This is a genomic window from Enterococcus sp. AZ050 (assembly GCF_051715085.1).
In the GTDB taxonomy this organism is placed as follows: domain Bacteria; phylum Bacillota; class Bacilli; order Lactobacillales; family Enterococcaceae; genus Enterococcus; species Enterococcus faecalis.
The window spans coordinates 2,420,800-2,435,534 of sequence record NZ_JBIOTC010000001.1 but is presented as its reverse complement, the minus strand read 5'-3'; the positions used below and the strand labels follow the sequence as shown (position 1 = coordinate 2,435,534).

Here is a 14,735-nt window from a genome sequence, read left to right as displayed (position 1 = left end):
CCATCAAAAGATGGCAGATTTTTTTATTTATTTTTTCAAGTGATAACTATAGGTAGCCACAATAATATTTTCCCGCCACGCTAAACGAATCCGCAAACGTAAACTTGTTTGGTTATGCAAAATATTTTGCCAACGTTTATTTGGTACAAATTGTGGTACTAAAACCGTTGTACTGTAGTTATGCTTCGTGGCATTTTTACTAACCAAATCAACATAACGTAAGATAGGGTTTTGCAGTGAGCGATACGAAGAATGGACAATTGATAGACGAACGTCCGGGAAGTGTTTTTTAAACTCTTCCTGGATTTCTTTTTCCTTCTCAACGTTTTCATCCATTGAGACATGCATGGCAACAACATAATCACCAATGGAACGCGCATAGTTCAAGGCGCCGACATTTGCCTTGGTTACGTTCCCTACTAAAACAATAACTGTATTCCCGTCAAACTCATGTAACTGTGCCCCGTCTTCTAAACATAGCTGTTCCGCCACATTTTTATAGTGAGTATTGACCCGATAAAATGCATAAATCAACACTGGCATAATAATAAAGAACGGCCAGATGTCCCCTAATCGATAAATAAACAAAATGGCGATAATCGCGAAAGAGATAAAGGCGCCGACAATGTTAGCAATTGATTTTGGCAACCAATTTTTAGTTTCTTTTCGCCATTTTACAACCATCCCCGATTGAGACAAAGCAAACGGAATAAACACACCAATTGAATACAATGGGATTAAACGTTCTGTGGAACCTTGGAAAATCAATAATAAAACAATGGAACCAGCAGCTAAAGTTAAAATACCGTTTGAATAGCCTAAACGGTCGCCACGATCCATATACATATGCGGCATAAACTTATCCTTGGCTAAGTTATAAGCCAAAACTGGAAAGGCTGAGAATCCTGTGTTAGCGGCAACCGCTAAAATTAAGGCTGTCGCAAACTGTAATAAATAATATAAAATATTTTGACCAAAGACCGCTTTCCCAATTTGTGAAAGAACTGTCACTTCTTCTTTGGGCACAATCCCATACCAATAGTTAATAAACGTAATCCCCACGAAGAAGAACCCTAAAATCGTTGCCATTAACGCTAACGTCCCAGCAGCATTTTTGCTCGTGGTTTCTTAAAGAATGGCACTGCATTACTGATTGCTTCAACCCCTGTTAAGGAAGAAGAACCAGATGAAAACGCCCGTAAAACTAAGGCAATAGAAATTCCTGGAACCACGGCTCCTGGTAAAGCTGTCGCATTCAATGGCTGTGCGCCAGTCACAATTTTAAATAGCCCAACAACAATCAGTAAGGTAATAATTGCGATAAAACTATACACTGGCAACATTAAGAACGAGGCAGATTCTCGCAGGCCTCTCAAGTTCATTAAGGTAATCAATATCACAATCCCAATAGAAATTGCTACTTGATGACCATATAACGCTGGAATCGCCGATATAATCGCCTCTGCGCCCGCTGAAACTGAAACGGCTACTGTTAGCATATAATCGACTAACAACGAACCACCAGCCAATAAACCGGCATTTCTGCCGAGGTTTTCACTACTAACAACGTATGCGCCGCCGCCATGCGGATACGCATGAATAATTTGTCGGTACGACAATGTTAAAGAAATAAGTAAAATAATAACAAATGCAGCAATTGGCAATGAATACCAAATCGCAGCCGCCGACAAAGTAACCAGAACCACCACTATTTGTTCTGTACCATACGCAATGGATGAAAGTGCATCAGAAGATAACAACGCAAGCGCTGCAAATCTGCTTAATTTATGTTCATCATTTTCGGCTGATTTCAATGGTTTCCCAATGAACAGTCGTTTTAAATCCGCCATTTTTTTCTACTCCTTTTCTCTAGAGTGACCCGCTCACTTTTTTCATTATTTTTTATCAAACAAATCCATATGCTACGCTTCTCACAATGAAAAGTCAATTGATTTTTGTTACTGAAAAAGATAAAAAAATCACCATCTTTTTTTAATCAGACACTCATTTAAAGTCCCCCGCTTCCTTTATCTTATCAAGAGAATCCAGATAACAAAAGGATTTGCATTCTCTAAACAAAAAAGCGAGAGCTAAAAGTCTATTTGACCTTTTGGCTCACGCTTAAAAACTTAGTTAATTATTCCCTTTTATTGTAACAAGTACGTATGATCGAAGGTAATTTCCACTTTATAACGACCAATTTTTTCATAAACTTGCCGCTGAATTTCCACACCCAGTTCAAATTCAGATAATTTTGATTCTGTAGGCAAAACCAAGTCGAACAAAATCTTCGGCTCTTCGCCATGGGTAACTAAGCGGATATCATGGACTTTTAAAGACGCATCAAAAGAACGAATAATCTTTTTGATTGTTTGATGAACAAATTGTTGTGTTGGGTCATACAAATTCACTGGATCAATATGACAAACAAGGTTAACATCTAATTCTTCTTTAAACTTCGCTTCAATCACATCGATTGTCTGATGGGCTTTATTTAAATCCCAGCGATCATCAATTTCAATGTGAACAGACGCAAACGTTTGGCTGGGACCATAATTATGAATCAGTAAATCGTGATATCCTACAATTGTTTCTATTTTTGATAAGACATTCTTCATTTCATCAATTTCTGTTTGGCTCGGACGCATGCCCATCAACTCATTAATAAATTCGCGAATTAACTGCAGCCCACTATAAATAATATATGCAGCAATTAAAAAACCAATATATCCATCAATTCGCAAACCAGTGACGCCTTCAATAAATGCAGAAACCAAAACAGCTAATGTAGTATAAACATCATTGAAGCTGTCCTTAGCAGAAGCAACTAATGCTTGAGAATCAATTTTTGCTGATACTTTTTTGTAAAACAGCCCTTGCCAAATTTTAATCCCAATTGACAAAGCTAAAACAGCAAATAAAATGGGTGTCACCTTGATTGATTCTGGATGCAGGATGCGATCAACGGAGGTCGTTAGAAACTCAAACCCAATAAACGTAATCACTAATGATACAAGCATTCCACTAATATATTCAAAACGTTCATGGCCATAGGGATGTTCTTTATCCGCTGGCTTACCAGCAATATAAAAACCGACTAATGTTAAAACTGAAGAAATAGTATCGGACAAGCTATTAATGGCATCTGCCATGATTGAAACACTACCTGAAAGCAAGCCAATCATAAATTTACTAACGAATAAAAATAAATTAGAAACAAGCCCAATCCGCCCGGCAAAAGCACCGAATGCTGTTCGTTTTTCCAATTTACGACGTTCAATTTTTTTCTCGTATCGTTGAAGCAATGCTTGAATCATTTTACAACCCCTACCCACTTTTTATTTCTTAAAAAAATACTATAAAACCTTTTTATACATTTGTACACAAAAAACCTCACTTTCTGAGGGAGATTTTATTATTTAGCATTGCCAAAAAGTCAAAAGCAAGAGCCCCCAAAACTTCTTTGTTAGGGTTGCCTTGAAAATAAAGAAAAACAAAAAGCCGAAAACGCTAGAGATGTTTTCAGCTTTTTGTTTTTTAATGGAATAAATGGCTCTTTTGTGCTAAAGCCGCAAATTTTTTCGATCTGTGTTCCAGATGTGGATAAAGAATTGCACCGCCAATACTAAAGACGACTGAAATCCCCACCATAATCCAAATGGCAAACCAAGCATTTGGCCAGTAAATGCCTCCTGCTGATTCCCTTAGCAAGTTCACGGCATGCGTAAACGGCAAGAACGGATTAATCATTTGGAAGAATTTACCTGAGACTTGAATTGGGTAGTTCCCACCCCCACCAGAGATGGATAGTACCAAGATTATTATCGCAATTCCTTTCCCTACATTGCCAAAGAGAGCAACAAGCACATAAACCATTATCATAAACGTAATGGCAATCAATACCGCAAACCAGACGCTATACGCTGGATTACGAACATCTACGCCTAACGCAAAGTAATTACCTAAGGTTACAATCAGTGCTTGACCAATCCCCATGACAATGAAAGTAAACATCCGTGCTGAAAATTGTTCCCGTTTAGAGAAGCGTTTTTTATCTTTTCCTTCAAGATAAACATCCGTTGTCGCAACACTTGAGAATAACACAGCGCCAACCCATAAACACAAAGCTGTATAGAATGGGGTACTTGCCGAACCATTATTAGCAATCGGATAAACAGCATGTTCTTTGACTTCAACTGGTTGTGTAAAGAAGTCACTTTCTTTATTGGCATCTAATTTTAGTAATTTAAGAATTTCGCCTAAGTCAACTTCTTTTTCACCTTTACGGATTGCATTCGCTGCTTTGTGTAATCCTGTTTTGATATTTGGCCAATCATTAATAATTAGTTCGTTGGCTTTGTCTAAGGCCGCTTCAACATCTGGCATTTTCTCATTGACTGTTTTCAAGGTATTCGTTAAATCTTTTCGGATACCTGGATAGTCATTTTGCATAAAGGCTGCCGCTTTGCTGACTTTTTCTTGAATGACTGGTAAATCGTTTTTATACAAATCAGCACCACGATTAATGCCATTGACAATGGTTTCCATATTGCCATTCAACATCGTATTCGCATCATGAATTTCTTGTTTAATTGCCGGCATTTCGGCTTGATATTTTTCTAATAAAGAAATCGCATTAGTGACCGTTTGACTTGTTGAGCTCAATAATCCTTCAAAGTCAATTTGTTGCGCTTTGTTTAGTTGACCTTGAGCGTTTTGGATGGTACTAGTTAGTTTGTTTAAAATAGTGCTTACTGTATTTTCAATTGCATCAGGGTCAATATTTTTTTCACTTACGAAGCTCTCAATTTGTTGTGCTTCTTTTTGAATTTCTTCCAATCGTTCATCAGTTACCGCGTTCACATCAATGTTATCAACATCTGTTTTTAACCTAACTACAATACCATCAATCGTTTTCAATTTATTGATAGTATCTTGTAACGCCTCACTACCTGTTGCTTCTTGCATTTGTGTAAACAGTTGAATCAGCTGTTGGATATTTTCATGTTGTTTTCCTAAGCTTTCAGACAGTTGTTGCTTAATTGCTTCTCTTTCTTCAACTGGTAAACGATGATTTTTTAAATCTTCTAGTGCTGTATTTACACCAGCGCTAATTGTTCCAATTGCTTTTAAAATCGTCCCCACACTTTGAGTAATTCCAGGTAACGCCTTTTCCAATTGAGTGGCGCCATCTAATGTGACATTCCCTAAATCATTGGCTTGATCACCTAGTTTACGAATATCTGGTAACGCCGTTTGAACTTGTTGAATGATTTCTAATCCTTGTTTTGCTTCTTGGATTCCTTCGCTCATTGTTTGTTCCACAGAGGCAAAGTCTTCATCAATCATAGCAATTTGTCGGCCAGCGTTTTGAATTTCTGGAATTTTTTCTTGTAACGTCAAAATAACACTAGCTTGTTCTTTGATGCTTGGCATTTTGCCATTTAGCTCAACAATCTTCTCTCCTAAAGCATCCACTTCAGGTAAATATTTCATCGCATCGTTGGCTTTCGCTAATTTTTCTTTTAGCTCAGGCATCTTACCATGTAAGTCTGTGACTTGTTTTGCATACGTATCAATGGTTCCAATGTTGGCATCTGTATCTAAAATCATGCTCTTAACTTTTTGAATGCTGACCATGTTTTTATCAATATCATAGCCAATATCATTGAATGTTTTGATTAACGTACTACTTGCTGTTTTGATGAATTCTTCCGAAATTTGTGACTGAATGGAAGAAGCGCCTTTTGACGTAATTTTCGGCGCAATTGCATTAATTTTTTCATTGATTGAGTATTCAATTTTAGGTTTATTGATATCACCAGAAGTAAAACTTAGCAAATCTTTGGAAAAATCTTTAGGTAAATAAATCCCGGCAAAATATTTTCCTGATTGGACCCCTTTGTCTAATTCCTTTTTCGAATCAACAAAACGCCAACCTAATTGCTTGTTTTTCTTCAAGTTTTTCAAGACTTCATCACCAATATTGACCGATTTATCTTGAAAAGTTGCTGTTTGGTCATCACTATAGACCGCTATTGGTAACTCTCCTGTATTTGAATACGGATCCCATAGTGCTTTAATGTTAAACCATGCATATAATGATGGAATAATCATTAAGGCAACAATCAAAAATGTTGCTACTGGGTTTTTAAAAATTCTTTTCCAATCTAAAATAAATAGTTCCCATGTATTTTTTATATGTTTCATAAAATCACCTGCTTTTTTTTGTGCCTGAATAACTTTAGCATAAAATACAAGAGAATAACAAACAAAAGCTTGAATGTTACGACACATTTTTAAAATGTCGTAAGTTCAAGCTAAGATTGTTTATTTCATATTTTTAGAAAATTCCGAAACGACTTGTTTAACTTCATCAATGGCTTCTGGTTTTAAATAAGCCAAAAGTTTTGGTGCTTTTGTCATCAAGTACATTTTGTCTAGTTTGCCTGTTTGTTGGCGTTCAAACATTTCTGCAAGTAGCGCTTGCATTTTTTCTTTTTTATCTTCTTTTGTTCGATCTAGTATGAACGTTAAGAATTGTTCTTGTCCTTCTTTCATTCCCTATCCCTCCTTACAAACAGATTCTTTTCTATTATAAAACTTCTTTTTTAGAAAGGATAGTCCTTTTTTTAGGATCTATGATTTTGTGTACAGACTTAGCATGTCTTTTTTGGCGGATAAAGGTAAGCCGAGTCCCTCTTTTAAATAGCCCTCTACCGAACCAAATTCTTTTTCAATCGCCTGTAAAGCGGTCGCTAAGTACTCTTTTTTCACATAAAGCAGCGTTTCTAATTGTTGAATTTCTGCTGAAGAGGTTCCATTTGCTTGATATTGTGCAATAATCTTCTCGTTAGCGGCTTTTCTTTGCTCATTCGTCTTTAAATAATCTTCTAAAATATATGAATGTTCCACACCTAAAGCACTTAATATCAAGGCTGCACCGATTCCTGTTCGATCTTTTCCTGCGAAACAATGAAATAAAATAGCTTCCTGTGGATAACTTAAAAAGTTTTCAAAAAATGTTTGGTAACCTTTGCGGCCCGAATTGGAAAGAACCATCTCTTTATAAGCCATGTCCATTGCTGCATCGGGTGAACCAACCGTTTTAAGCATTCCTTCTAATGAAGCGGTCTGTGCCTGAATATCGGCCAAAATATCTATATGTAAATAGTTGGTTCCTTGAATTGAATCATCTGGTCGTTCTTGCGTTTCTGCTGCACTTCTAAAATCATAGATTCGTTTAATTTGATAGTCCTCTACCAGTTTCTGTTGATCCGCTTGTGCAACATTGACGAGTTCACCACTCCGAAAAAAATGCCCTGTCTTGACAACTGTACCTTGTTGCGTTGGAAATCCTCCAATATCTCTAAAGTTCACTACGCTGTTCATGTTCTATCGCTCCTTCATTTTAATTATTTTGTTGTCATTTAAATACTTTGTTTTTTCTTTTTATTTCTTTTTCTCAATGATAATAAAAAACACTTCAAAAAACAATCTTTTTATCAGTTGTTTATTGCCATTTTATCATAGATACAGTATTCTTAAAAGAGAGGTGAGCAACGATGTTAAAACGAGATTTTTTAGAAAAACCGTATGATTATATGAATGATATTCTATTGTTCCTATATAATAATAAAGGCCAAGCGACACGAAATGAATTAGTAGATTTTTTCAATATTAGTTTACCAACATTGAATGAATATCTTTCTTTTTTAGAGCAATTTTTGAAAGAAGAGCAACTCCAAGAAAGCCTCACCATGACTGTACTAGGTGATACCCTTTATCTAAATAAAGCGCCAACCTTTTCCATGAAAGCAATGATCATGTTGTTCTTGAATAAATCTATTAAGTTTCATATGGTTCAGCAACTCTTTCATAAAAATAAAATAAATGGCGGGTATTTTCAACAGAATTATGCCATCAGCTCTGCTACCTATTATCGAAAAATTGTTGAATTAAATGACTTACTCAATGAGTTTAATTTATGTATCAAACGAGGAAAACTTATCGGCGAAGAAAAACAAATTCGCTTTTTCTTTTTTAATTTTTTCTGGTTTATCTTTGAAGAAAAAACAGATTTAGAAAAAGAACTGGCCAATCAATACCTAGGATTAATCGAGATATTACAAGAAATCCCCAGAATTACCTTTGACCATATAGAAATTCTTCAAATTAAGCTTTGGATGAAAATTTCTTTTCGTCGTATGGTTTTAGAACCTCTGCCAACGATTAGTCCGCATGATGCGCAACTCGATCGACCTTTATTTGAAGAAATTAATTTATCTATACATACATATATGAAAAGAATCGACCGTCCATATACAATCAACGAAGCCTATATGTTTTATGACTTTTTCTGTTCCATGCATAATTATTCTGCGAATGCTGCTTTCGCCTTTCGTTTAGCAAAACAACAACGAATCGAAAAAACGTATCTTAACGAAATGAACCGAGTTATTTTAACGTATCTTAAAGCACATGGTTATCTATCTCATTACGTACTGCCTATTCGATTACTTTATATTGAAAATTTACTTTTTCAATTACATGCGCAACTCTACTATTTTTCTGGATTTATTTTACCCTTTGATTATTGGACAATTCAGTCACTTTTGAAAGTCTTACGTCATCCTTTTAGTGAAAGTGAAGTTTACGAATTAGTGGAAATCGCTACAACGAACTTTGCCACAGAAGCCACTATTTCTAAATACCAAAATCAATTTACTGAAATTAATTATACGCTTATTTTGAATCACATTGCTGAATTAAATGAAAAAAAAATAACGATTGGTGTTTATCACTCACTGAGCAGTGCCTATAGCGAGTTGGTAGCACAAAAAATACAACAGAGTATCGCTGGAAAATATCCGCTGAAAATTGAGCCTTACAACGCAGAAAACCATTATGATTTGCTTTTAATGAATACCAATAATGAACAGCTCGTTGCCCAGTATGACCATTACTATATTTTTTCGGATATTAGTAATCGTTATGACCTGCAATCAATTGAAAAAATCATTCAATTGTTATTGGGCAAATAATCTCTAAAAAGAAAAGCTTAAGTGCCCTACTCTTAAATGGCTGACTTAAGCTTTTTATTTTACTTTCCCTATTTCCTTAAACGGCGCCATTTTAAACACCACGATTCCTTCAATCGCTTGTATCTCGACAAAGCCGAACGTACGACTATCACTTGAATGCGTACGATTGTCCCCTAAGACAAAGTAATGACCAGCTGGAATCTTCTGAAACAGGCGAAGTTGGGCTGCCGCTTCTTCTGATAAGTCAAAACGACTGGCATTCTCAGGCAGTGCCTCATTATCACTTGCTGTAGGTCCTTCCGAAAGATAAAGTTTTGTCTCGTTTACCCAAATTTGATCACCAGGAACCCCGATAATTCGCTTGACGTACGTACCTGTGCTAGCCAACGGTGCTTTAAATGCAATCACATCGTACCTTGTTACTTGCTTCGTCCGTTGTACTAAGACTCGTTCCCCTGCGTTAAGTGTCGGCTTCATGGATTGCCCAGCAATTGGGTAGCTAGATGTCTTTAACACAAAAAAGAACACAAAAATGGCGAAAAGAATAGCTGGCATAAAAAATTTAACGACTTGGATGCGTTGTTTCTTTTGGTAGGCTTGCCGCTTTTTTTTAATCTCTTCAGCAGTCATTTTTCTTTTCGGTCCTCTTATTGATTGATGGTTATCTGTTTGCTCAAGCAAATATTCCGTTGCTTTGTTAGTCTTTTGCTTTTTTAGCTGATATGTCGCAGGCAACTTTTGCTTCAAGAAGGCGCGCTTAATGTGGCGAATTGTTCGCATAACGGGCTTTATCCATTCTTTCATCGTTTTCTTAAAAGGAAAAGCTTCTTAAATAAACTTTTCCTTTCTTGCTCCTTTTTTCTATTTAACTAATTGCGTTCCTTTTTTAATATAGCTACTACGTAACTGGTTTTCCTTCATAAACTGATTCAATGGTTTCTGCGCATCTTGTGCCAGCTCCCAAATACTTTGATTTGCTTCTACAAGATATTCGCTCTTCTCTGTTACTATGTTTTTCCTGATAAGCGGTTGCCTTAGCGACTGCTCTTCCTTTGAGACAGCAGCAGCCTGTAATCGTTCTGCAGAGCCACTTAGTGTAACAGCTAAAAAAAGGACCCCAAGACAATGTAGTTTCCTTGCTCCCGTTAACTTTTTACTGACCATTTTATTAATAGTTATCTTGTTCAAGACGTGTCAGTTTAGTTAAGCGTTCCTCTAATTCGCGATAAATCTCAAGTACTTCTACTTTTGATGCTTCGACTTCATTCGAAATACTTTTCGCTCGGTTACCAATATTTAACATTTCTAATTCTGCAGAATTGATTAGGTGTTTTGCTTCTACTTTCGCTTCATTAACAATCCGATTGGCTTCTTTTTTGGCAGAAACCATCACTTCGCCAATTTCTTGTTGCGATTTTAAAGCCTCTTCTTGTAATTGCTGATTTTTCATTAATAAATCGTTAATTTGCTGTTTTGCGCGTAGCAGTTCTGTTAACTGCTCACTACTCGGTTCAATATTTTTTGAAACGGCTTGTAGTGTCTTCAATTCTTTTTGAACTTGTTCTAAATTGTCTTCTTTGGCCTCTACTTCTTTTCTTAGAGCAGCTAATTCCCCTTCGTAAACTTGCTTTTCAGCAAGATGTTTGTCATTGACACCTTGCAGTCGCCCTAATTTTACTTCTGCTTCATTTTTTTGCTGTAAACTATTTTGAAGCTCATTCTTTAACTCCTCCATGCGTTGTTTCACAATCACTTCTTGTTGGACAGCCTCTTGTAAGGCTTGTTTTTCGGCTTCTACTTTTTGTAATTGTACAGTTAGTTTTTCAATTTGTTCCTGCAATGCTTGTTGAGTCGTTGTGCTTTCTTCTAATTCTGTCGTTAACGTTTCTACTTGCTTTTCCATTCCTGTAATATCCCCTTTTTTCTCCAACTTTCCTTTTTCTTCTGCTAACTGGTTGTGTAATGTCTGGATATGTTGTTGCTGTTCAGCCGATTCTTTTTCTAATTCTGCCACTTGCTGCGTTAATTCACTTTCTAAACGTTCCATTTGATTATGTACAGTGGTTAATTGTTTTTCTGCGTTTTGCAGATTTGTTTGAAGAGTGGTAGCCTCTGTCGTGGTTTCACTGTTCGTTTCCAGTTGCTCTTCCAATTCAAAAATTTCATGTTCTTTTTGATTTAGTGTTTCAAGTAATGACTGATTTTTTTCTTCTAATGCTTGTTTTTCCGTTTCTTGTTGGTTCTTTAATTGCTCATTTTCTTCTTGAAGTTTTTTAAAGGCTGTTTCTTTTTTCTGATAGTAGGCGAGCCTTTCTCTTAACGTCGCCATTTCTTTTTCCTGTTGTTCTGGTTTGATTCCGCTAATTATTTTTTCTGGTTCGAATCCTGGCTGAAAAAAGACTTCTTTTTCAAGCGTATCATCCGAAATATCTTTAATTTTTTTAATTAAACGTCTTTTTGTCATATATATGTCCTTTCTCTCATCCTTTTAACTAATCACGACAGGCTCCAAATTTGTTTCAAGCGTCTCACGAGCATACGTATCAATGGATTTGACAAGGGTTTGCTCTTGATCTCGATAAGTAAAATTAAAATCAATCATGGTAATTTCTTTAACTGAATTCAACGCTGCAATAAGTGCTACAATATTGTCTTGGCCTGTTTGAAATTCATGGTAACTTAAGCCAACTGAAAAAACAGACAGTGTCAAGGTTTGTGTTTTTTCACTTCTAATCATTGTGATACTCGTCTCTCCGAGGTAAGGACGCCATTCACGCGCTAATTGTAATTCATAATTCGTCAAGACAGCGGCCGATTCTGCCGAAACAGCTTGCTTCCAGGGAAACTGATTTAAGGCTGTTTTTTTAATCGCTTGTTTTTTTATTTTGTCACCTTGAGCAGCTTGGCCTTGTGCCAAACGCTCGATCCGCTGTTCCATGCGGATATTTCGTTGATTTAATTGATAATATGTATAAACAATTCCTAACAATAATACGCTAAGTAGACAAATACTAAACAATAAATAAATCATTAAACGACTATTTTTCTGATACTTATAGAAATTTATTTTCCTCTTTAATGTCTGGTCCTCTGAATCCAGTTTTTCGACAAGTAATCGCAAATACAATTGATAGCTTACAAATAAAAATAAGCAACTACTCATTAAAAGTACAACAATCATCATACAAATATAATCTCCTTTATGTCATCGCTCGACAATCAAAACTTGTAAAATCACCTGTTACGCTCTTTAAAAACTCTATATAGTATTGATTGTAACATTCCGTTTGAGCCTTGCCAACAACTTTATTTAAAATAAGATGATAAAAATTTGAATTTTATATTTATATTTTAATTTTTTAAATACAAAACAAAAAAACAAGAGAGATGCCACTTGGCTATCTCTCTCGCTTTTACTCAAACTATGTTTAACGAACCGAACTAGATCAGTCGCTTTTAAAAAAATCCAATTCGTCTTTGTTGATTTCATAGTAGCTATCGTTCTTTATGTAGCTGAATTTGCTTTTGCTGGGGCTGAATCGCTACTAAGTCCAACACTGATGCCTAAGGCACGATCAACTTCTTCCATAATATCAAGTCTCAAATGACAAACTTTTTCTTTCAAGCGGCCCTTATCGATTGTTCGAATCTGCTCTAAAAGAATCACTGAATCTTTTTCAATGCCTGTTTCATCAGAATTAATCCCGATATGTGTTGGCAATTTTGGCTTTGCCATTTTGGCTGTGATCGCCGCAACGATAATCGTTGGGCTAAAATGATTACCTAAGTTATTTTGGACAACAAGGACAGGTCTGACGCCACCTTGTTCCGAGCCCACTACTGGGGAAAGGTCTGCAAAATAAATATCTCCGCGTTTGACCATAGTGGAACCTCCTATCTAGTTATATTCTCTGGGGATTCTTTGTGAGAAAGTACATGCAACTTCATAATGAATGGTTTCTAATTTTTCGGCTACCATTTGTAACGTATTTTCTTCATTGCCATCTTTTCCAACTAATGTAACGACTGAGCCGACAGGAACTTCTTCTGCTAAACGAATCATACATTGATCCATACACACTCGTCCGACGATTTCGCAACGCTTACCATTCACGAGCACTGTAAATCCTTGGAGATGACGCAACCAGCCATCTGCATAGCCGATTGGCACTGTCCCAATCCATTCTTCAGCTTCAGTTACGTAGGTTTCGCCATAGCCAATCCCTTCACCAGCCGCTAAGCGTTTTACATGGATGAGTTCACTGGTCAACCGTAAGGCCGGCTTTAACGCATAGCTTGGGGCCAGCTTATTACCTGAAGGGTTCAATCCATACATGGCTACCCCATAGCGAATCATGTTTCCTGGCACATCAGGATGCCATAACGCTGTCGCACTATTGCTAACATGGACATACCGAGGTAACTCTTCTAAAACTGCTAGAACAGCCTTAAAACGCCCTGCTTGTTTTTCAAAATAGCTTGTATCGATTTCATCAGCTGTTGAAAAATGAGTAAAAATCCCTTCCCATAAAAATTCTTTGTGGGATTGAACAAACCGCACTGCTTGCTTAGTTTCTTCCGGGGTTAAAAAGCCAATCCGTCCCATGCCAGTATCGACTTTTAAGTGAACACGTAATGGCGTGTTACTCTCAGGCGTTAGTTGTTGAAGAGCAGCTTCTAACCATTCTTGTGTAGCTACCGTTACAGACAAATCATATTGAATCAACAAAGGCACATAAGCTAAGTCTACCACACTCAAAATTAAAATGGGGTCCTGAACACCTGCTTCTCTCAATTCAATTGCTTCATCCAATAAGGCGACACAAAAGCCTGTCGCGCCACCTTTTTTCGCCGCTTTGGCGGTTTCTACGGCGCCATGCCCATAGCCGTTCGCTTTTACAACCGCAAATAAATCGGTTCCTTCTGGCAAACGTTGACATTCATTTTGGACATTTTCAGTAATTGCTTGCGTATCGATATGTAACCGTGTAGGACGATGCCATCCAACGACCATTGTACATCCTTCTTTCTTCGTTGCTTCTGTTATTCGCTTTCTAAAACAATTTGTGCAATCGCCATAGTATCTGTGTGCGTAATCGAGACAAACACTTTACCATTATGGGGCGAATTTGCTACGTACGGTGCACCTGTCTTTTCAGTCAGCACCTCAATATCTTGTAAACCAACTTTACCAATCCCTGTGCCCCATGCTTTAGAAAACGCTTCTTTACAAGCAAAACGACCAGCTAAAAATTCTATTTGACGTTTTGTAGATAACTTTTCAAAAAGGGTCAATTCGTTAGGTGTTAAAACCCGTTGAATAAACGATCCTTGTTTTTCAACAATCGGTTTTATCCGACTTAATTCTACTGCGTCAATACCAATTCCCTTTATCATTTTCCGCCTTACTTCCTATTTAATATAGTTACTACGAATTACCTTTCATTTTAACAAAATTTCAAAATTTTTCCACTGATTCGCTAAAAAAATAAAGAATGTTTTACAAGATCCTCACACAAATTGAAGTACCATACGTTTTCTTCCTATTTACATTTTTATAAAATTTTTCTGAATTTTTATAAAAGTAAGACAACAACTAAGAAGTATCGGAAAAAAATCAGGAAACTAAGCGGATGTTCTGATATTTTATAGCAAATTTTGGCTACTTATGGGAGAATAAAAAGAAAAAGG

At 36.5% G+C, this 14,735-nt stretch carries 12 protein-coding genes and 1 pseudogene; 1 reads left to right on the top strand and 12 read right to left on the bottom strand.

Features of this window, described 5'->3' with window-relative positions; all coding sequences use genetic code 11:
- Positions 1-27: 27 nt before the first annotated feature.
- The 5 genes and pseudogenes from IGJ04_RS11830 to IGJ04_RS11810 all read right to left on the bottom strand — a co-directional run bounded on the left by IGJ04_RS11830 (position 28) and on the right by IGJ04_RS11810 (position 7,392).
- A pseudogene (locus tag IGJ04_RS11830) lies at positions 28-1,850 on the bottom strand (APC family permease).
- A gap of 297 nt (positions 1,851-2,147) precedes the next feature.
- Entirely contained in the window at positions 2,148-3,317 is a 1,170-nt protein-coding gene (locus IGJ04_RS11825; protein WP_085406564.1) for a cation diffusion facilitator family transporter, read from the bottom strand.
- A gap of 220 nt (positions 3,318-3,537) precedes the next feature.
- Complete coding sequence (locus tag IGJ04_RS11820) at positions 3,538-6,210, bottom strand: YhgE/Pip domain-containing protein (protein ID WP_252654196.1); 2,673 nt, start codon at positions 6,208-6,210, stop codon at positions 3,538-3,540.
- Positions 6,211-6,330: 120 nt separating this feature from the next.
- The gene (locus IGJ04_RS11815) at positions 6,331-6,561 is read right to left on the bottom strand and encodes a hypothetical protein (protein WP_002355737.1); all 231 of its coding nucleotides are present in this window, start codon (positions 6,559-6,561) and stop codon (positions 6,331-6,333) included.
- A 78-nt stretch (positions 6,562-6,639) separates the two neighbouring features.
- Positions 6,640-7,392, bottom strand: coding sequence for a tyrosine-protein phosphatase (locus tag IGJ04_RS11810; RefSeq protein WP_438840237.1), 753 nt, complete (start codon positions 7,390-7,392; stop codon positions 6,640-6,642).
- 173 nt (positions 7,393-7,565) lie between these two features.
- Between IGJ04_RS11810 and IGJ04_RS11805 the strand changes: the two genes are divergently transcribed.
- The gene (locus IGJ04_RS11805) at positions 7,566-9,044 is read left to right on the top strand and encodes a helix-turn-helix domain-containing protein (protein ID WP_126268328.1); all 1,479 of its coding nucleotides are present in this window, start codon (positions 7,566-7,568) and stop codon (positions 9,042-9,044) included.
- A 54-nt stretch (positions 9,045-9,098) separates the two neighbouring features.
- Here the strand turns inward: IGJ04_RS11805 and lepB are convergent, their stop codons facing one another.
- From lepB to acpS, 7 genes are all read right to left on the bottom strand, one after another.
- Positions 9,099-9,848 carry a signal peptidase I gene (gene lepB / locus IGJ04_RS11800; RefSeq protein ID WP_016618063.1) on the bottom strand — a complete coding sequence of 250 codons (750 nt, stop codon included), beginning with the start codon at positions 9,846-9,848 and terminating at the stop codon, positions 9,099-9,101.
- Positions 9,849-9,905: 57 nt separating this feature from the next.
- Positions 9,906-10,232, bottom strand: a complete 327-nt coding sequence (locus IGJ04_RS11795; RefSeq protein WP_016618064.1) for a hypothetical protein — start codon at positions 10,230-10,232, stop codon at positions 9,906-9,908.
- On the bottom strand, positions 10,213-11,508 hold the full coding sequence (locus IGJ04_RS11790; RefSeq protein WP_010828592.1) for a hypothetical protein: 1,296 nt from the start codon (positions 11,506-11,508) through the stop codon (positions 10,213-10,215). The genes IGJ04_RS11795 and IGJ04_RS11790 overlap by 20 nt, the downstream gene beginning before the upstream one ends.
- A 24-nt stretch (positions 11,509-11,532) precedes the next feature.
- A complete protein-coding gene (locus IGJ04_RS11785; protein ID WP_438840236.1) occupies positions 11,533-12,228 on the bottom strand; it encodes a hypothetical protein in 696 nt (231 codons plus the stop codon).
- Between the two features lie 321 nt (positions 12,229-12,549).
- Positions 12,550-12,927 carry a type II toxin-antitoxin system PemK/MazF family toxin gene (locus IGJ04_RS11780; protein ID WP_002355729.1) on the bottom strand — a complete coding sequence of 126 codons (378 nt, stop codon included), beginning with the start codon at positions 12,925-12,927 and terminating at the stop codon, positions 12,550-12,552.
- Between the two features lie 15 nt (positions 12,928-12,942).
- On the bottom strand, positions 12,943-14,058 hold the full coding sequence (gene alr, locus IGJ04_RS11775; protein WP_438840235.1) for an alanine racemase: 1,116 nt from the start codon (positions 14,056-14,058) through the stop codon (positions 12,943-12,945).
- Positions 14,059-14,087: 29 nt separating this feature from the next.
- Positions 14,088-14,441 (bottom strand): holo-ACP synthase, encoded by a 354-nt coding sequence (gene acpS / locus IGJ04_RS11770; protein WP_002355727.1) that lies wholly within the window; start codon positions 14,439-14,441, stop codon positions 14,088-14,090.
- Positions 14,442-14,735: the final 294 nt, after the last annotated feature.